Annotated in this window: 17 protein-coding genes; 7 read left to right on the top strand and 10 right to left on the bottom strand. The window is 68.4% G+C overall.

From position 1 onward, the window contains the following. The first annotated feature begins 135 nt into the window (after positions 1–135). From aphA to B7D75_RS17890, 3 genes are all read left to right on the top strand, one after another. A complete protein-coding gene (aphA, locus tag B7D75_RS17900) occupies positions 136–1,176 on the top strand; it encodes an acetylpolyamine amidohydrolase AphA (RefSeq protein ID WP_034079643.1) in 1,041 nt (346 codons plus the stop codon). 10 nt (positions 1,177–1,186) lie between these two features. Then, positions 1,187–2,278 carry an extracellular solute-binding protein gene (locus B7D75_RS17895; protein ID WP_034079644.1) on the top strand — a complete coding sequence of 364 codons (1,092 nt, stop codon included), beginning with the start codon at positions 1,187–1,189 and terminating at the stop codon, positions 2,276–2,278. A 216-nt stretch (positions 2,279–2,494) separates the two neighbouring features. After that, positions 2,495–3,406: a DMT family transporter gene (locus B7D75_RS17890; RefSeq protein ID WP_003082945.1), complete on the top strand. Its 912-nt coding sequence runs from the start codon at positions 2,495–2,497 to the stop codon at positions 3,404–3,406. Here B7D75_RS17890 and B7D75_RS17885 read toward each other — a convergent pair. After that, positions 3,366–4,559: an MFS transporter gene (locus B7D75_RS17885; protein ID WP_043102061.1), complete on the bottom strand. Its 1,194-nt coding sequence runs from the start codon at positions 4,557–4,559 to the stop codon at positions 3,366–3,368. The genes B7D75_RS17890 and B7D75_RS17885 overlap by 41 nt on opposite strands. A 105-nt stretch (positions 4,560–4,664) precedes the next feature. Here B7D75_RS17885 and ptrR point away from each other — a divergent pair, with 105 nt between their 5' ends. Beyond that, complete coding sequence (ptrR, locus tag B7D75_RS17880; RefSeq protein WP_003156064.1) at positions 4,665–5,537, top strand: putrescine utilization regulator PtrR; 873 nt, start codon at positions 4,665–4,667, stop codon at positions 5,535–5,537. A 154-nt stretch (positions 5,538–5,691) separates the two neighbouring features. Then, complete coding sequence (locus B7D75_RS29960; RefSeq protein ID WP_003087006.1) at positions 5,692–5,826, top strand: PA1414 family protein; 135 nt, start codon at positions 5,692–5,694, stop codon at positions 5,824–5,826. A 62-nt stretch (positions 5,827–5,888) separates the two neighbouring features. On the opposite strand, the gene B7D75_RS17870 is transcribed toward B7D75_RS29960, so the two are convergent. The 7 genes from B7D75_RS17870 to speB all read right to left on the bottom strand — a co-directional run bounded on the left by B7D75_RS17870 (position 5,889) and on the right by speB (position 14,143). Beyond that, positions 5,889–6,617, bottom strand: a complete 729-nt coding sequence (locus B7D75_RS17870; protein WP_058145511.1) for an MBL fold metallo-hydrolase — start codon at positions 6,615–6,617, stop codon at positions 5,889–5,891. A gap of 44 nt (positions 6,618–6,661) precedes the next feature. Continuing rightward, the gene (locus B7D75_RS17865) at positions 6,662–8,044 is read right to left on the bottom strand and encodes an FAD-binding oxidoreductase (protein ID WP_107114271.1); all 1,383 of its coding nucleotides are present in this window, start codon (positions 8,042–8,044) and stop codon (positions 6,662–6,664) included. Between the two features lie 13 nt (positions 8,045–8,057). Beyond that, positions 8,058–9,659 carry a 5-guanidino-2-oxopentanoate decarboxylase gene (locus B7D75_RS17860; protein WP_012076441.1) on the bottom strand — a complete coding sequence of 534 codons (1,602 nt, stop codon included), beginning with the start codon at positions 9,657–9,659 and terminating at the stop codon, positions 8,058–8,060. Between the two features lie 75 nt (positions 9,660–9,734). Then, on the bottom strand, positions 9,735–11,126 hold the full coding sequence (locus B7D75_RS17855; protein ID WP_012076440.1) for a sodium:solute symporter: 1,392 nt from the start codon (positions 11,124–11,126) through the stop codon (positions 9,735–9,737). 93 nt (positions 11,127–11,219) lie between these two features. Then, positions 11,220–12,731 (bottom strand): purine-cytosine permease family protein, encoded by a 1,512-nt coding sequence (locus tag B7D75_RS17850; RefSeq protein WP_012076439.1) that lies wholly within the window; start codon positions 12,729–12,731, stop codon positions 11,220–11,222. 18 nt (positions 12,732–12,749) lie between these two features. Next, positions 12,750–13,169: a YybH family protein gene (locus tag B7D75_RS17845; RefSeq protein WP_003157764.1), complete on the bottom strand. Its 420-nt coding sequence runs from the start codon at positions 13,167–13,169 to the stop codon at positions 12,750–12,752. Positions 13,170–13,183: 14 nt separating this feature from the next. Further along, positions 13,184–14,143: an agmatinase gene (gene speB / locus B7D75_RS17840; RefSeq protein WP_012076438.1), complete on the bottom strand. Its 960-nt coding sequence runs from the start codon at positions 14,141–14,143 to the stop codon at positions 13,184–13,186. 207 nt (positions 14,144–14,350) lie between these two features. On the opposite strand from speB, the gene B7D75_RS17835 reads away from it, so the two are divergent. After that, on the top strand, positions 14,351–15,244 hold the full coding sequence (locus B7D75_RS17835) for a LysR family transcriptional regulator (protein WP_003082969.1): 894 nt from the start codon (positions 14,351–14,353) through the stop codon (positions 15,242–15,244). Positions 15,245–15,247: 3 nt separating this feature from the next. Here the strand turns inward: B7D75_RS17835 and bdlA are convergent, their stop codons facing one another. Further along, on the bottom strand, positions 15,248–16,501 hold the full coding sequence (gene bdlA / locus B7D75_RS17830) for a biofilm dispersion protein BdlA (RefSeq protein WP_079262243.1): 1,254 nt from the start codon (positions 16,499–16,501) through the stop codon (positions 15,248–15,250). Positions 16,502–16,796: 295 nt separating this feature from the next. On the opposite strand from bdlA, the gene B7D75_RS17825 reads away from it, so the two are divergent. Continuing rightward, entirely contained in the window at positions 16,797–17,408 is a 612-nt protein-coding gene (locus B7D75_RS17825) for a tRNA-uridine aminocarboxypropyltransferase (RefSeq protein ID WP_012076436.1), read from the top strand. Here the strand turns inward: B7D75_RS17825 and B7D75_RS17820 are convergent. Continuing rightward, entirely contained in the window at positions 17,366–17,701 is a 336-nt protein-coding gene (locus B7D75_RS17820; protein WP_107114678.1) for a hypothetical protein, read from the bottom strand. The genes B7D75_RS17825 and B7D75_RS17820 overlap by 43 nt on opposite strands. Positions 17,702–17,881 lie beyond the last annotated feature (180 nt).

Here is a 17,881-nt window from a genome sequence, read left to right as displayed (position 1 = left end):
GATCGCCAGGCGGGGCTAAAGGGACAGCAATTCTGGCCATATCGATCCCTTTTTGGCCGCTGCCACCGTTTTGCCGGTGTCGCAGGCTGGGCAGAATCCCCCCACCAAGAACAAGAAACCCGTGAGGTCTTCTCCATGCTGAGCGTCTACAGCGACGATCATCGTTTGCACTTCGGCCAGTCGGAACTGGTCGACGGCAAGTTGCAACCCTGTTTCGAAATGCCCAGCCGGGCCGATACCGTGCTGGCCCGGGTGAAGTCGCAGAACCTTGGCGAGGTGATCGCGCCGAAGGATTTCGGCCGCGAGCCGCTGCTGCGCATCCATGACGCCGCCTACCTGGACTTCCTCCAGGGCGCCTGGGCCCGCTGGACCGCCGAAGGCCACAGCGGCGACCTGGTGTCCACTACCTTCCCCGGTCGCCGCCTGCGCCGCGACGGGCCGATCCCGACGGCGCTGATGGGCGAGCTGGGCCACTACAGCTTCGACACCGAGGCGCCGATCACCGCCGGCACCTGGCAGGCCATCTACAGCTCCGCCCAGGTCGCGCTGACCGCCCAGGAGCATATGCGCCAGGGCGCCCGCAGCGCCTTCGCCCTCTGCCGTCCGCCGGGCCATCACGCCGGTGGCGACTTCATGGGCGGCTACTGCTTCCTCAACAATGCCGCCATCGCCACCCAGGCGTTCCTCGACCAGGGCGCCCGGCGCGTGGCGATCCTCGATGTCGACTATCACCATGGCAACGGCACCCAGGACATCTTCTACCGCCGCGACGACGTGCTGTTCGCCTCGATCCATGGCGATCCACGGGTCGAATACCCGTACTTCCTCGGCTATGCCGACGAGCGCGGCGAAGGCGCCGGGGAGGGTTGCAACCACAACTATCCGCTGGCCCATGGCAGCGGCTGGGACCTCTGGTCGGCGGCGCTCGACGATGCCTGCGTGCGGATCGCCGGCTACGCCCCGGATGCCCTGGTGATTTCCCTTGGCGTGGACACCTACAAGGAAGACCCGATCTCCCAGTTCAAGCTGGACTCGCCGGACTACCTGCGGATGGGCGAGCGCATCGCCCGGCTGGGCCTGCCGACCCTGTTCATCATGGAGGGTGGCTATGCGGTGGAAGCCATCGGCGTCAACGCGGTCAACGTGCTACAGGGCTATGAAGGCGCGGCCCGCTGAGGAGCGAAGCATGCAATCGACTCGCAAGCTGCTGGCCGGCCTCGCGCTGGCCGCTTCCGCCGGGCTGGTCCAGGCCGCGCCGGAAGTACGGATCTACAACTGGTTCGACTACATCGCCCCGGACACCCTGAAGAACTTCCAGGCGCAGACCGGCATCGCGCCGAAGTACGACGTCTACGACAGCAACGAGGTGCTCGAGGCCAAGCTGCTGTCCGGGCACTCCGGCTACGACCTGGTGGTGCCCAGCGACAGCTTCCTGCCCAACTACCTGAAGGCCGAGGTGTTCCAGCCGCTCGACAAGAGCAAGCTGCCGAACTGGAAGAACCTCAACCCGGCGCTGCTCAAGGTGCTTGCCGGCAAGGACCCCGGCAACCGCTACGTGATGCCCTACATGTGGGGCACCAACGGCATCGCCTACAACCTCGACAAGGTCCGCGCGGTGCTCGGCGACGATGCGCCGCTGGATTCCTGGGACCTGGTGTTCAAGCCGGAGAATCTGGCGAAGCTGCAACAGTGCGGCGTGGCCTTCCTCGACTCGCCCACCGAGGTGATCCCCGAGGTGCTGCACTATCTCGGCCTGTCGCCCAACAGCCACCAGCCGGAAGACTACCGCCGAGCCGAGGAGCACCTGGCGAAGCTGCGCCCGTACATCACCTACTTCAGTTCCTCGAAGTTCGTCAGCGACCTGGCCAACGGCAACGTCTGCGTGGCCATCGCCTGGTCCGGCGGAGCGATGCAGGCGGCCAACCGGGCCAGGGAAGCGAAGAACGGCATCCGCATCGAGTACCGCATCCCGAAGGAGGGCGCCGCGGCCTGGTTCGACGTGCTGGCGATCCCGCGCGATGCGAAGAACGTCGAGCAGGCGCACGCCTTCCTCGACTACCTGCTGCGCCCGGAGGTGGTGGCGCCGATCTCCGACTACGTGGCCTACGCCAACCCGAACAAGGCGGCGGACGGTTTGATCTCGGCGGAGTTGCGCGACAACCCGGACGTCTACCCGCCGGAAGAAGTGCAGGCCAGGCTGTATTCGGTGGAAATGCTGCCGCCGAAGCTGGAGCGGCTGCGCACGCGGACCTGGAGCAAGATCAAGACCGGCAAGTGAGCGGCCGCGGCCAGATGGCGGGTTCGCAGGACGGCTAGCGCCCCAGGCGCTGGCCGTCGCGTCCCGCAGGCCAGGCCACCAGGCCGGAACCGCCGCCCACGGCCCGCTGGAGGTCGCTTCCAGGCTTCGACCGGGCGCGCCGGCTTGTCCATAATGGCGCTGCCCGACGGTCGCCGCTGGTGACCGCTTCCTTCCATGCCTGCCTGTGAGTCCGCCATGCGCAAGTCCGCCGATGCCTTCGCCTTCCAGACGATGCTGTTGCTCTGCGTGATCTGGGGCATCCAGCAGGTGACCATCAAGTGGGCGGCGACGGACATCGCGCCGGTGATGCAGGCGGCCATCCGTTCCGGCATCGCCGCCGCCCTGGTCGGCCTGCTGATGTGCTGGCGCGGCGGCTGGGAGGGGCTGCGCCAGGGCACACTGGGCGCCGGTCTGCTGACCGGCACGCTGTTCGCCCTGGAGTTCCTGTTCATCGCCCTCGGCCTGCAATACACCACGGCTTCGCACATGTCGGTGTTCCTCTATACCGCGCCGATCTTCTCCGCCCTCGGGCTGCACTTCCTGCTTCCCAGCGAACGCCTGCGGCCCTTGCAATGGCTGGGCGTGGCGGTGTGCTTCGGCGGCATCGCGGTGGCCTTCGGCGGCGGCCTGTCGTGGGCGGAGATGGATGGGCGGATGCTGCTCGGCGACGCTTTCGGCCTGCTCGCCGGGATGTCCTGGGGAGCGACCACGGTGGCGGTGCGCGGCACCCGGCTGTCCGAGGCGCCGCCGAGCCTGACGCTGTTCTACCAGTTGTTCGTGGCCTGCGCCGGGTTGCTGCTGATCGCCCTGTTCAGCGGCCAGTTCGGCGAGGTCCGCTGGACGCCGGTGAGCACCGCCAGCGTGCTGTTCCAGGGCGTGGTGGTGTCGTTCGCCAGCTACTTCTGCTGGTTCTGGCTGCTGCGTCGCTACCTGGCGAACAACCTGGCGATCTTCTCCTTCATGACGCCCCTGTTCGGCGTCACCTTCGGCGTACTGCTGCTGGGTGAGCCGCTGAGCCTGAACTTCGTCGCCGGCGCGGCGCTGGTCCTCGCCGGCATCACCCTGGTCAGCGGCGAGCAGTGGCTGCGACGCCTGCTGCGACGCTGAGCGAGTGCGGCCGGCGCAACAGCAGGCCGGCCAGGACCAGGCCGAGCCCGGCGAGCGCCAGCGCCGGTTGCAGGCCGCCGGCGAAATGCGTGCTGAGCGCCGCCAGCAGCGGGCCGAGCAACTGGCCGAGGGCGAAACCGGTGGTCAGTTGGCCGGCGTTGCGCTGCGGCGTATGCGGCGCCAGTTCGCGGGCGTATTGCATCACCAGCTGCATGCCGGCGAGGAACGGCAGGCCGGTCAGCACTACCCCGAGGGCCAGTCCGCCGATCCCCGGCAGCAGGCAGGCGAGCACGCCGACGGCCTGTAGCCAGAGCGCGCCGACCAGCCAGCGGCGGGTGCCGTCCGGGCGCTGCCGGCGCAGGCTGATCAGCACTACCCCGGTGGCCGAGGCCAGGCCGAAGCAGGGCCAGAACAGGTCGGCCTGCCATTGCCCATGGAAGCGCGTGGCGGCCATCTGCGAGAGAAAGGTGGCGGGAATGATGTAGCCGAGGCCGACCAGCCCGTAGGCCCAGGTCAGGCGGCCGAGGCCGGCGTTCTCGCTTGCCGTGGCGGGCGCGTCGTGGCCGGCGCTGCGTGCGGCCGGGCGCGGCAGCAGCGGCAGGAGCATGAGGACCAGGACCAGCGCGAGGTCGGCGAAGAGCTTCCAGATGAATACCGAGTCCTGCCCCAGGGCGTTGCCCAATGCCGCCAGCAGGCCGGTGACCATCACTCCGATGCCGGGGCCGGCGAACACCAGTGCGCCCAGCCGGGCCCGGCCGCTTTCCGCGGCGAGGCGCTGGCTGAGGGCAGTGACCATGACCAGCACCCAGGCGCTGGCCACGCCGAGGCCGAAGCGCAGCAGCGCGTGCGGCCAGAAGCCCTCGGCCCAGACCGAGGCCAGGGTCAGGCCGAAGCAGGCCCAGAGCCCGACCAGCAGGCGCAGGCGCGCCTGCCGCGCTTCGCGGGCGAACAGCGCGTCCAGCGCGCCGACCAGGTAGCCGAGGTAGTTGGCGGCGGCCAGCAGGCCGGCGCCGGTCAGGTCGAGCTGGCCTTCGCGGATCAGGTGCGGCAGTTGCGGGGTCAGGGAGAAGCGCCCGACCCCCATGGCGACCACCAGCGCCAGCAGGCAGGCGAGCAGGCCGACCAGCGGTGAACGAAGAAAATGACGGGACATGTGCGGATTCCTGCCGGGGGGATGAGTGGCAGCAGGTTAGGTCTTGCATTGATTCTGTAAAACTGAATAATCGAGAATTACTTGTTCTGTTTTGGAGAATTTATCGTGGAGTTCGGCCAGTTGAGGATCTTCCAGGCGGTCGCCGAGGAAGGCTCCATCGCCCGCGCCGCCGAGCGCCTGCACCGGGTGCCGTCGAACCTGTCGACGCGCCTGCGGCAACTGGAGGAACAGCTTGGCGTCGATCTGTTCCTCCGCGAACGCCAGCGCCTGCAACTGTCGCCGGCGGGCAAGGTGCTGCTGGACTACGCCGCGCGGCTGTTCGCCCTGCAGGAGGAGGCGAGCGCGGCGGTCCAGGGCGGCGAGCCGGTGGGCGACTTCGCCCTCGGCTCGATGTACAGCACCGCGGCGATCCACCTGCCGCCGCGCCTGGCGGAATACCACCGGCGCTATCCGGCGGTGAACCTGCAATTGCAGACCGCGCCCAGCGGCGAACTGGTCGAGTCGCTGCTGGGCGGGCGCCTGGACGCCGTGCTGGTGGACGGCCCGCTGGACTTCGACGGCCTGGAGGGCCTGCCGATGTTCGAGGAGCGCATGGTGCTGGTCACCGAGAATGGCCATCCGCCGGTGCGCGGGCCCGAGGACGTGGCCGGTAGCGCGGTGATCGCCTTTCGCCCGCGCTGCTCCTATCGCCTGCTGCTGGAGTCCTGGTTCGCCAGCGCGCGGGTGGGCATGGGCCGGGTGATGGAGATCGAGTCCTACCACAGCATGCTGGCCTGCGTGGTGGCCGGCGGCGGGGTGGCGCTGATGCCGGTGTCGATGCTGGAGAGCCTGCCGGGCCGGGAGTCGGTGGCGGTGCATGCGCTGGCCGAGCCGTTCGCCCGGGCGAGCACCTGGCTGGTCTGGCGCAGGGGCATGGTCGGCGCCAACCTGAAGGCCTGGATCGGTCTCCTGCAGGGGCGGGAATCGGCGTTGGCTTGATTCAGGTCAGGGTCCGCGGCCGGTTTCCCGCAGTAAAGTTGTTTCCAAGGACGGAGTGGAACGTGCGGAGAGTGGGACGCCGGTCTACTCTTTCCTAGGGCGGCCTGACTTGTCAGGTCGCCCGATTCTCCTTCCCTTGGACAAGGGGCCTGTCATGAAACTCTGGCTGCAAAACCTGGCGTGGCAACTCGGTGTCGCCCTCGGCCTGATCGAGCCCCCGCGCATGCAACCCATCCCGGTGGAAAACGACGAGCAACGCCGGCGCCTCGCCGCGCGGCAACGTCGCTGAGCCGGTTCCCCCGACGCTCTGGCCCCGCCGCCTGCGGCGCTGGCCAGAGTCCCGGTTCTGGCCTATCGATCGTGGTTCCTGAACCAGGCGCCGATCATGTCCCGCAGGCGCTCCCCGGAAAAGCTCGCGAAGTGCCCACCATGCACGGTGCGCACCGGTAGTTCGCGCAGGCGCGCGAGGCTGGCGGCATAGTCGTCGAGGTTGGAATGATAGGCGTCCTCGACCAGCGGGCCGTCGTAGACGATGTCGCCGGAGAACAGCGTCTGTGTCGCCGCTTCCCACAGGCTGATGCCGCCCGGCGAGTGCCCGGGCGTGTGCAGTACCTGCAGCGCGCGGTCGCCGAGATCGAGCACGTCGCCCTCGTCGATCAGGCGGGTCGCCGGCGCCGCTCGTACCCGGTACTCGGCGTAGCACAGCGGGCACTCCGGATGCGCCTCGAACATCTCGTCGCCGACATAGGTGCGCGCCAGGGTGTTGTCGCCGTCCGGCGCGGCGAGGATCTCCGCCTCGGCCGGATGCGCCAGGCGCTCGGCGAATTCGTGGTGGCCGGCGATATGGTCGAAGTGGGTGTGGCTGGCCACCGCCAGCAGCGGTCGTTCGGTGAGCCAGGGCAGTTGCTCGCGCAGGCTGACCAGGCCCGAGCCGCTGTCCACCAGCACGTCGCGCTCGCGGCCCTGGACATGCCACATGTTGCAGCGATAGAAGGGCCGTACGTAGGGCTCGTGGATCAGGCTGATGCCGTTGTAGAAGTGCCGGGTTTCGAACCAGCGGTCGCGGCTGACGATTTTCATCGCGGTCTCTGTCGGTGGAAAGGCTATCCCAGGAGGATAGGCCTTCAGGGTATGACCTTGCCCGGGTTGAACAGCCCGCTGGGGTCGAGCAGCTCCTTTATCTGCGCCATCAGCGCGAGCTTCAGCGGATCGGCGTAGCGACCCAGGGCTTCCTTCTTCTCCAGGCCGATGCCGTGCTCGGCGGAGATCACGCCGGCGCATTCGCCCAACTCGCCGTAGAGGATTTCCTCCACCGCCTGGTGCAGCGGCAGCAGCGGGACGTCGGCGGCGAGCATGACGTGCAGGTTGCCGTCGAGGAAATGGCCGAAGAGGAAGACCCGCATGCCTTCCACCAGCTCGCCCAGGCGCCGCTGGATGCGCTCGACGTAGCCGGCCAGGGCCGGCACCGGCAGCGATACGTCGAAGGACAGGCTGTCGACGCCGGCGTGGATCGCTGCGTCGGAATCCTCGCGCAGGCGCCAGATGGCCAGGCGCTGGGTTTCGTTGGCGGCGAGCAGGGCGTCTTCCACCAGCCCGTCCTCGAAGCAGCTTTCCAGCAGGGTTATGAGCGCCTCGCCGGCATCCAGGTGGCGGTCCTCGGCCAGTTCCACCAGCAGGTAGAGCGGACAGGGCGCCAGGCTCGGCGCGCTGTCGCCCATGGGCGCGGCGGTGCATTGCAGGTAGTCGTGCCAGAGGATCTCGCAGGCGAACAGGCGTTCCGCGTGCTCGCGGCGCAGGCGCGCGGCGATGGCGATCGCCGCGTCGACGCCGGGCAGGCCGAGCAGGGCGGTGGCGCCGGGACGCTGCAACGGCTCCAGGCGCAATACCGCACGGGTGACGATGCCGAGGGTGCCTTCGGCACCGACGAACAATTGCTTGAGGTCATAGCCGGTGGTGTTCTTCAGCAGCCCGCGCAGGTCGCTGTAGACGCTGCCGTCGGCGAGCACCGCTTCCAGGCCGAGCACGCGCTGGCGCATGGTGCCGAAGCGGAAGGCGCGGATGCCGCCGGCGTTGGTCGCGACCAGCCCGCCGATGCTGGCGCTGCCGCGCGCGGCGAGGTCGATGCCGGGATCGAGCCCGGCCTCGGCGGCCAGCGCCTGGGCCTGTTCGAGGGTGACGCCGGCGTCGAGGTCGAGGGTCTGGCTGGCCGCATCCAGCTGGTGGACGCGATTCAGCCGGCGCAGCGAGAGCAGCACGTCGCCGGCTTGCGCGGCGGCGCCGCCGACCAGGCCGGTGAGTCCGCCCTGGGGCACCAGGGCGCGCCCCGCCTGGCGGCACAGGCGTACCACGGCGGCGACCTGGGCGGTGCTTTCCGGCAGGGCCAGGAAGCTTCCGGCGAGGTTCTGCAGATGATAGCCGGGGTCCTGCCCGGCGAGCGCGGCGCCGTCGCGCACGCCACGGGCGCCGAGGATCTCGCGGAGGGAGCGGTAGAGTTCGGTATCGTCCATGGCGGGCTCCGGGTCAGGGATGGAAGGGCGCGGCCTGCAGCACCTCGACGATCAGCGGACGGTCCGCCGGGGCGTCGCGCAGCAGTTCGCGCAGGTGCTCGAGATCGCGCGCGCGTTCGGCGGCGCAGCCGAAGCCGCGGGCGATGGCGAGGAAGTCCGGGGTGTAGATATCGACCCCGAGCGGAGTGATCTCGCGTCGCTCCATGTAGCGCTTGATCTCGCCATAGCCGTGGTTGTTCCACAGCAGCACGACGATGCCGACCTTGGCCTCCACCGCGCTGGCCAGCTCCGGCAGGGTGAACTGCAGGCCGCCATCGCCCATCAGGCTGACCACCGGGCGTCCCGGCTCGCCGAGCTTGGCGCCGATGGCGGCGGGCAGGCCATAGCCGAGGGTGCCGTAGCCGGTGGAGGCGTTGAACCAGCGGCGTGGCTCGTCGAGATCGACCAGATGGTTGCCGCTGTAGACGGTCTGGGTCGAGTCGCCGACGAAGCGGGCGTCCGGCCACTCGGCGAGGATCGCGGCGAACAGCTGGCGATAGTGCGACCAGCCGGCGAAGTCTTCGGCCAGGCGCTGGCGCACGGCGGCGGCGCGCCGGGCCCCGGGGCTGTGCGGCGAGGCCTCGGCGCCCGGCAGTTCGGCCAGCAGCACGCGCATGGCCAGCCGGGCGTCGCTGTGGATGGCCAGGCTCGGTGTGTGGTTGCGCATCAGTTGCTGCGGGTCGATGTCGATGCGGATCAGCTCGCCATTGAGGGCGAAGCCGCCGTCGAACACCACGTCGTAGTCGGTTTCGCCCAGCTCGGTGCCGATGGCCAGCACCACGTCGGCCTCCGCGGCCAGCTCGCGTACCGGCACGCAGGACTGGTTGCTGCCCAGCAGCAGCGGGTGGTCGGCTGGCAGCAGACCCTTGGCGTTGATCGTCAGGGCGGTCGGCGCGTCCAGCGCGGCGGCCAGGGCTCGGGCCTCGGCGGCGGCCTCGAGGCAGCCGCCGCCGAGCAGCAGCAGTGGCTTCTTCGCGTTGCGCAGGCGCGCCGCCGCTTCGCGCAAGGGCGCGAGGGCCGGCGCCGGACGGCTGGCGACGGTGCGCGGGCGCAGGGCCAGGTGCTCGGCGGGAGCGGTGATGACGTCGAGCGGCAGCTCGATGTGCACCGGCCGCGGCCGCTCGCCGTCGAACACGGCGAAGGCGCGGGCGAGCACCGCCGGCAGCTCCTCGGCGCTCATCAGGGTATGGCTGAAGGCGCAGACGTTGGCCACCAGGTCGCGCTGGTTCGGCAGCTCGTGCAGGTAGCCGTTGCCGTGGGCCAGGCGCGCGCGCTCGTTGACGCTGGAGATCACCAGCATCGGGATCGAGTCGGCGTAGGCCTGGGCCATGGCGGTGAGGATGTTGGTCATCCCCGGGCCGGTGATGATGAAGCATACGCCGGGCTTGCCGGTGACCCGCGCGTAACCGTCCGCCATGAAGCCGGCGCCCTGCTCGTGGCGCGGGGTGACATGGCGGATGCGGCTGCCGGGCAGGCCGCGGTAAAGCTCTACGGTATGCACGCCGGGGATGCCGAAGACGGTCTCGACGCCCCAGGCTTCGAGTTGCTTGACGAGGAATTCGCCGCAGGTGGTCATGGCCGTTCCTTTTTCATGTTCTCGGGAATGGAACAGGCGAGGGAAGGTCCCTCGCCTGTCGGGGTTGTGCCTGGTTCAGGCGGCGCTGGCGACACCCGCCGGGCGCCGCGTGAACAGACTGACCAGAACGAAGCTGAGCAGGCCGACCGCCAGGCTGTAGTAGATCGGCGTATTGGCGTCGAGGCCGTCCTTGATCATGAACGCCAGCACGGTAAGGAAGCCCAGGGTCATGCTGGTGATGGCACCGGCGGTGCTGGCGCGCTTCCAGTAGATCGCGCCGATCAGCGGGACCAGCATGCCGCCTACCAGCAGGTTGTAGGCCACGGTCAGGGCGCTGATCACGTCGCTGACCACCAGGGCGATGCCGAGCACTACCAGGCCCAGCAGCAGGGTGGCGATGCGGTTCTCGTGCACGTCGCCGTTGTCGGACTGGCCGCGGCCGCGGCGCAGGCGCGGCAGCAGGTCCTGGGTGACGGTGGTGGAAGCCGCCAGCAGGCCGGCGCTGGCGGTGGACATCAGCGCCGCCAGGGCGGCGGCGATGACCAGGCCGCGGATGCCGTTCGGCAGGCTGTGCTCGACCACGCTGGCGAAGGCGTTGTTGACGTTCTCCAGGTCCGGCAGCAGGACCTTGGCGGCCATCCCGATCAGCGCCCCGGCCATGCCGTAGAGCACGCAGTAGATACCGGCGGCGGAGCCGGCGACCTTGGCCACGGTCTCGCTGCGGGCGGTGAACACCCGCTGCCAGATGTCCTGGCCGATGAAGATACCGAAGAAGTAGATCAGGAAGTAGGTGACGATGGTGTCCCAGCCGATCGCGGTGAAGTCGAAGTAGCTGGCCGGCAGCTTGGCCACCAGGGCGTCCCAGCCGCCGGCGTCGTTGATCGACAGCGGCATCAGCAGGAACACCAGGCCGACGGTCATGATCAGGAACTGCACGATGTCGGTCAGGGTCAGCGACCACATGCCGCCGATGGTGGAGTAGAGCACCACGACACCGCCACCGATCAGGATCGAGACCCAGAACGGCAGGCCGAACAGGACCTGCATGACGGTGCCGATGGCGATGGTCGAGGTGGCGCCGATCATCAGCGCGTAGACCAGCATGATCAGGGCGCTGGCGTGGCGCGCGGCGGGGTTGTAGCGACGCTCCAGGACCTGGGTGACGGTGTAGATCTTCAGCTTCAGCAGCGGCTTGGCCAGGAACAGGCTGAGGCCGACGATGCCGAGGCCGATCGCGCCGCACAGCCAGAAGCCGGAGATGCCATGGACGTAGCCCAGGCGCACGGTGCCGATGGTGGAGGCGCCGCCGAGGACGGTGGCGGCCATGGTCCCCAGATAGAAGCCGGGGCCGAGGTTGCGGCCGGCCACCAGGTAGTCGTCGCGGGTCTTGGCGCGGCGCATGCCGTACCAGCCGAGCGCGATCATGCCCGCGGCGTAGATCAGAACGACGAATATGTCGAGGGCCATATCAGGTCTCCCAGGTTTCTCATTGTCATTGTTGTATCCGGCGAGGCGCCGGAAGCGCGGGACGCTGGCGTCCCGCCGTGTGTGTACTCCGCCTCAGGCGGCGGCTATCGCCGGCGCCCTCCGCGTGCCGTGCGCGCGCACCCAGCGCGGACCTCGCGGGCCGTAGACGCAAGGCGGTTCCGGGAACAGGCGCAGCAGCGCCAGGTAGAGCAGGGCGGCCAGGCCGAGGGCGACCGGCAGGCTGAGGTCGATGCCGCCGGCCAGCTCGCCGAGCGGGCCGACGAATTGCCCTGGCAGGTTGACGAAGGCCAGGCCGGCCGCCGCGCTGGGAATCCAGGCGCCCATCCCGCGCCAGTTCCAGCCGTGCTCGAACCAGTAGACGCCGCCGCGCTGGCCGCGGGTGAACACCTGCAGGTCGTCCGGGCGGTAGAAGCCGCGGCGGGTCAGCAGGCCGATCAGCATGATCACCATCCACGGGGTGGTGCAGGTGACGATCAGCACGGCGAAGGTGGAGACGCTCTGCACCAGGTTGAAGGCGAAGCGGCCGACGAAGATGAAGCCGATCGAGGCGACCCCGATCAGCACCGTGGCCTGCACCCGCGAGAGCAGGCGCGGGAATACGCTGGACATGTCCAGCCCGGTGCCGTACAGCGAGGTGGTGCCGGTGGACATGCCGCCGATCACCGCGATCAGGCATACCGGCAGGAAGAACCAGCCGGGAGCGATGGCCAGCAGGCCGCCGACATAGTTGTTGGCGGCGATGTAGTCCGGCGCGCGGACGGCGACGATGGTCGCGGTGGCGAGGCCGAACAGGAAGGGAACCAGGGTCGCCAGCTGCGCGCCGATCACCGCCAGCATGATCCGTGCCTGCGAGGTCCGGCGCGGGATGTAGCGGGCCCAGTCGCCGAGGAAGGCGCCGAAGGAGATCGGGTTGCTCATGGCCAGCAGGGTGGCGCCGGTGAAGGCGGCCCAGAAGCCCGGCTGGCCGAGCCGCACGCTGCCGGCGTAGGCGGCGTCGAAGGGGCCGGCGAAGGCGAACAGGCCGAGCAGGAACAGCAGGCTGGCGGCCCACACGGCGATCCTGTTGACCAGCAGCATGAAGCGGAAGCCGTAGATGCATACGGTCAGCACCAGCACGGCGAACAGGCCGTAGGCCAGGCCCAGGTTCAGTTCGCTCTCTTCCAGGCCGACCAGGCGCCGGGCGCCGCCGACCAGGGCGTCGCCGGAACTCCACACCGAGAGCGAGAAGAAGGCGATGGCGGTCAGCAGCGAGAGGAAGGAGCCGACGATGCGCCCGTGCACGCCGAAGTGCGCGCCGGAGGAGACCGCGTTGTTGGTGCCGTTGAGCGGGCCGAACAGGCCCATCGGGGCGAGGATCAGCGCGCCGAGCGTGACGCCCAGCAGGATCGCCCACAACCCGGCCTGGAAGGACAGCCCGAAGAGCACCGGGAAGCTGCCGAGCACGGCGGTGGCGAAGGTATTGGCGCCGCCGAAGATCATGCGGAACAGATCCACCGGCGTGGCGTTGCGTTCGTGGTCGGGGATCTGTTCGACCCCGAAGGTTTCGATGCGTGTGATTGCGTGTTGGTTATTGTTGTTATCCATGACGTTCTCCCGGGAGAGCTAGCTAGTCGATGGCAGGTGCTCCGGCATCGCCGACAAGTGCTCATGGCAGGCCAGCCAACGGCCTTCTTGTTGTTCTAGGCGGAACAGGATGGTTTCCCGTTCACGGTTCAGGCTTTCCGTTCCCTGGAGGCGCAGCCGCGTGGCGACGTCGTGGCTGAAGATCGCCAGGTCGCCTTGCAGGCTGACGCAGGTATTGCTGGATTCGCACGCCAGCACTTCGAAGCCGTCCTCGCGTCGCCAGCGTTCCCACAGCTCGCGGTAGGCCGCGCGCGAGCGCAGCGGCTGCGGCCAGTTGTGGAAGATGAAGCTGGCGTCCTCGCTGAAAGCGGCGAAATAGGCCTCGGCATCGTTGCGGGCGAAGGCCGCCACCAGTCGGCGGGCGGCCTCCAGCACCTGTTCGACGCGCTCGTCGGTCATGCTCGCGTCACGGCTCAGCGACGCACCACGCCCGGGAGGACGCAGAGCATTTCATAGAGCAGGTTGGCGCCCAGCAACGAAGTGTTGCCGGTGGTGTCGTAGGGCGGGGAGACTTCGACCAGGTCGCAGCCGACCAGGTCCAGGCCCTGGCAGCCGCGGATGATTTCCATCGCCTGGATGGTGGTCAGGCCGCCGATTTCCGGGGTGCCGGTGCCGGGCGCCCAGGCCGGGTCGATGCCGTCGATGTCGAAGCTCAGGTAGACGGGGCCGCCGCCGACCTTCTCGCGGACCTCGGCCATCAGCGGCTCCAGCGACCTGTGCCAGCACTCCTCGGCCTGCACCACGCGGAAGCCCTGCTTGCGGCTCCAGTTGAAGTCCTCGGCGGTGTAGCCCTGGGCGCGCAGGCCGATCTGCACCACGCGGTCGCAATCCAGCAGGTCTTCTTCCACCGCGCGGCGGAAGGTGGTGCCGTGGGCGATCTTCTCGCCGAACATGTGGTCGTTGACGTCGGCGTGGGCGTCGATATGGACCAGGCCGACCTTGCCGTGCTTCTTCCTGATCGCGCGGAGGATCGGCAGGGTGATGGTGTGGTCGCCGCCGAGGGTCAGCGGGAGGATGCCGTGGCCGAGGATGCGGTCGTATTCCTGCTCGATGATGCGCACGGCTTCCAGCAGGTTGAAGGTGTTGATCGCGACGTCGCCGATGTCCGCCACGTTCAGCGAGTCGAAGGGGGCGGCGCCGGTGGCCATGTTGTAGGGGCGAATCATCACCGATTCGGCGCGGATCTCGCGGGGGCCGAAGCGGGTACCGGAACGCAGGGAGGTGCCGATGTCGAGGGGCACGCCGACGAAGGCGGCATCGAGGGCGTCGAGTTCGGCGGGGGACTGGACATGGGGCAGGCGCATCATGGTGGCGATGCCGCCGAAGCGGGGCATTTCATTGCCGCCCAGGGGTTGGTGGAGATTCTTGTCCACGGGGTGGCCTCACGGTCGTTGTGGTTGTTTTAGGGGTCGGACGGATTCTCTTCACAGCCGGTAGCGAGTCAAATCGCTGGCTACAAATAATCAGTTCAGAGATTTCTAAACTAATGGCGAAGCGGCTAGACTTCGCCGCCGAGCCCGGACGGCGGCCGTTGCCCCGGCCCGCTGTCCGAAATCATCGCCCCGCAAACCGGAGTCGCCGTGTCCAACGCCTTGCCCGACCTGCGCCTGTTGCGCATCTTCGCCGCGGTGGTGCGCCACCAGGGCTTCGCCGCCGCCCAGCAGGAGTTGAACCTGTCGACCTCGGCGATCAGCACCTACATGAGCCAGCTGGAGAACCAGCTCGGCATCGTGCTCTGCCACCGCGGCCGCGGCGGCTTCAGCCTGACCAGCAAGGGCGAGCTGTTCCACCAGGAGACTCTGCGCATCCTCGGCGAACTGGAGGGTTTCGAGCGCTATGCGCTGGCGCTGAAAGGCGAGCTGCGCGGCACCCTGAACCTCGGCGTGCTCGACTCCACGGTGAGCGATCCGGCGCTGCCGCTGGCCGAGGTGATCGGCGCCTTCAGCCGCGAGCATCCGGCGGTGCACCTGCACCTGTTGGTGCAGAGCCCCTACGAATTGCAGCTGAGCGTGCTGGAGAACCGCCAGGATCTGGCCATCGGCGCCTTTTCCAGCCGCATGAACGGGCTGGTCTACCAGCCGCTGTACCGCGAGCAGCACTGGCTGTACTGCAGCGACCGGCATCCGCTGTTCGACGGGCGGCGAATTCCCGCCGACCTGATCACCCAGCAGCGCATGGTCGGTCGCGGCTACTGGAGCCAGGCCGAGCTGGCCCGGCACGGTTTCAAGCACAGCGCCGGCACCGTGGAGAGCATGGAGGCGCAGCTGATCCTGATCCTTTCCGGCGGCTACATCGGCTACCTGCCTGAGCACTATGCCCATCCCTGGGTCGAGCAGGGGCGCCTGCGCGCCCTGTTGCCGGCGACCTTCGGCTACCAGGCGCCGTTCTCCCTGATCCTCCGTCGCGGCCGTTCGCGCGAGCCGCTGATCCAGGCCTTCCGCGACCAGTTGCGGACGCAGATGAGCCTGGCCTGAGCCCTAGAGATCGGCGTTTAGGGTGCGCGAGAACTGCTGCACCGCCTCCACCACCTTGTGCGTGCTCTCGCGGATGCCGAGGATCGCGGTGCCGGCCTCGTTCGCCAGCTCCACCCCGCGGCGGGCCTGTTCCTGGCTGTGCTGCATGTCGTCGATGACGCTGCGCGTGCCGGTCTGGATGCGGCCGATCATGTCGGCGATCTCCTTGGTCGACTTGCTGGTGCGCTCCGCCAGCTGCCGTACCTCGTCGGCCACCACGGCGAAGCCGCGTCCCTGGTCGCCGGCGCGGGCGGCCTCGATGGCGGCGTTGAGGGCGAGCAGGTTGGTCTGCTCGGCGATCTCGCGGATGGTGTTGACGATCGAGGTGATCTGCTGCGAATGCTGCGACAGTTCGCCGATGTTCAGCGACGAGGCGTCCAGGGTGTTCGCGATCTTGAGCATTTCCTCCACCGCGCTCTGGATGATCAGCGCGCCGTGCTCGGCGACGGTGCGGGTCTCGGTGGACAGCGTATGGGCCTGCTGGGCGTTGTCCGCCTCGGCCTGGTAGCGGCGCATGCGGTCGCTGACGTCGCTGGCGAACTTGACCACCTTGTACAGCTTGCCGTCGGCGTCGTAGACCGGGTTGTAGCTGGCTTCCAGCCAGACCGGCTGGCCATTGCGGTGGACCCGGCGGAACTGCCCGGTGACATACTCGCCACGATTCAGCCGGCGCCACAGGTCGGCGTACTGCGAGCCGTCGCGGTAGGCCGCCTCGCAGAACTGGCGGTGGTTGGCGTTGGCCAGCTCGGCGCGGCCGTAGCCCATGGTGGCGAGGAAGTTGTCGTTGGCGTCGAGGACGTTGCCGTCCAGATCGAACTCGATCATCGCCATCGAACGCGACAGGGCGTCGAGCTTGCTCTGCATCTCGTGTTCCTGATGGACGATGGCGTCGATGTCGCTGGCATACTTGACCACCTTGAGCAGGCGGCCCTGCTCGTCGCGCACCGGGTTGTAGGTGGCCTCCAGCCAGAGCGGCCGCCCCTCGCGGGTGATGCGCTTGCAGCGTCCGGAGAAGTGTTCGCCGCGCCGCAGGCGCTCCCAGAAGCGCCGGTATTCGTCCGATTGCGCGTAGCTGCCGTCGCAGAGCTGGCGATGCGGCTTGCCGAGGATTTCCTCGCGGCGGTAGCCCAGCAGGTTCAGGAAATTCTCATTGGCGTCGACGATGCTGCCTTCGGGGTCGAACTCCACGCGCGCCATGGAGCGGTCCAGCGCCTCCATGTGCAGGCGTTCGGCGGCGAGTTGCTGTTGCAAGTCGGCGTTCATCTGTCGGTACTTGCGAGTGAACATGAGAAAGTTCCTTGGATAGAGAGAGGGGCCTCCTTCCAGTCTTCGGCGCCGGCGAAGGGGAATTGAGAGGGCGGATCGATTGTATTTTTCCATTGAACGACAAAAATTCGTCGTTATTCTCAATGAATGAAACAATTTACCGCCTTTCGTCGGAAATATGACGCCAGGGCTATGCCTCGGTTATAGCGCTACCTGTGGCACACTGGGCGCCCTCCAGGAGTCGCCGATGTCCCGTAGCCGCTGCGAGCGTTGCGCTCGCCCCGCCAGTCACTGCCTCTGTGCGCTGATTCCGTCCCTGCCGTCGCGCACCCGGGTGCTGGTGCTGCAGCACCCGAGCGAGGTCGGCCATGCGCTGAACACCGCCGGGCTGGCGGTGCTCGGCCTGCGCAACGCGGAACTGCGGGTCGGCGAGCGCTTCGCCGAAGAGACCTGGCGCAGGCCCGGCCACCGGGCCTGCCTGCTGTTCCCCGGCGAGCAGGCGCGAGCGTTGGCGGAGCGGGCCGCCGAGGCCGGCGCCGAGCCCCTGTTGCTGGTGGTGCCGGATGGCACCTGGCGCAAGGCGCGCAAGCTGTTGCACCTGAATCCCGGATTGGCGGCGCTGCCGCGGGTTAGCCTGGGCGAGGGGCTGTCGTCGCGCTATCGCTTGCGCAAGGCGCCGGGGGAGGGGGCGTTGTCGACCATCGAGGCGATCGCCGCGGCGCTCGACGAACTGGAGGCGCCGCGCACCTACGAAGCCCTGCTGAAGCCGTTCGACGCCCTGATCGAGGGGCAGATCGCGGCGATGGGCGAAGAGACCTACCGGCGCAACCACCTCGGCCATGAGCGCCGCCGCCGATAGCGTTCGAGCAGCTCCGGGATGGCGGTGTCGCGCCAGAATTCCGGGCTGACCATGCCGCTGGACATGCCGCCGTGGGCGTGGCGGGCGAGGTAGATCCAGGTGTCGTAGTCCAGCGGATGGCCGCTGAGGCGTTCGAAGGTTTCGCCGAGCAGGCGTTGCAATGCCTCGGTGGAGGCCGGCCAGGGCGCATCCGCCAGTTGCTCGGCCATTTCCCGCCAGAAGTAGGGATCGCCGCGACCGCCCCAGTGCCGGGGGGCCTGTTCGAAGAGTTCGGAGACGCGCGGTCTGGCCATATCGATCGGACGTTTCGAGGAAGGGACGACGAGTATGCCCGATTGGCAGGGCCACATGCGCGGAGTACACTGCGCGGCCTTTCCTTCCTTGCGAGGTGTTCGTCCGATGCGCAATTGATGCTGCCGTGTCCGCACGGCCGGTTTTCCGTCCCTGGCCCGTGGCCTGGGGGAATGCATGGC

Source organism: Pseudomonas paraeruginosa (assembly GCF_003025345.2).
Classification (GTDB): Bacteria; Pseudomonadota; Gammaproteobacteria; order Pseudomonadales; family Pseudomonadaceae; genus Pseudomonas; species Pseudomonas paraeruginosa.
The sequence above is the reverse complement of the archived record's forward strand: the minus strand, read 5'-3'. Positions and strand labels throughout refer to the sequence as shown.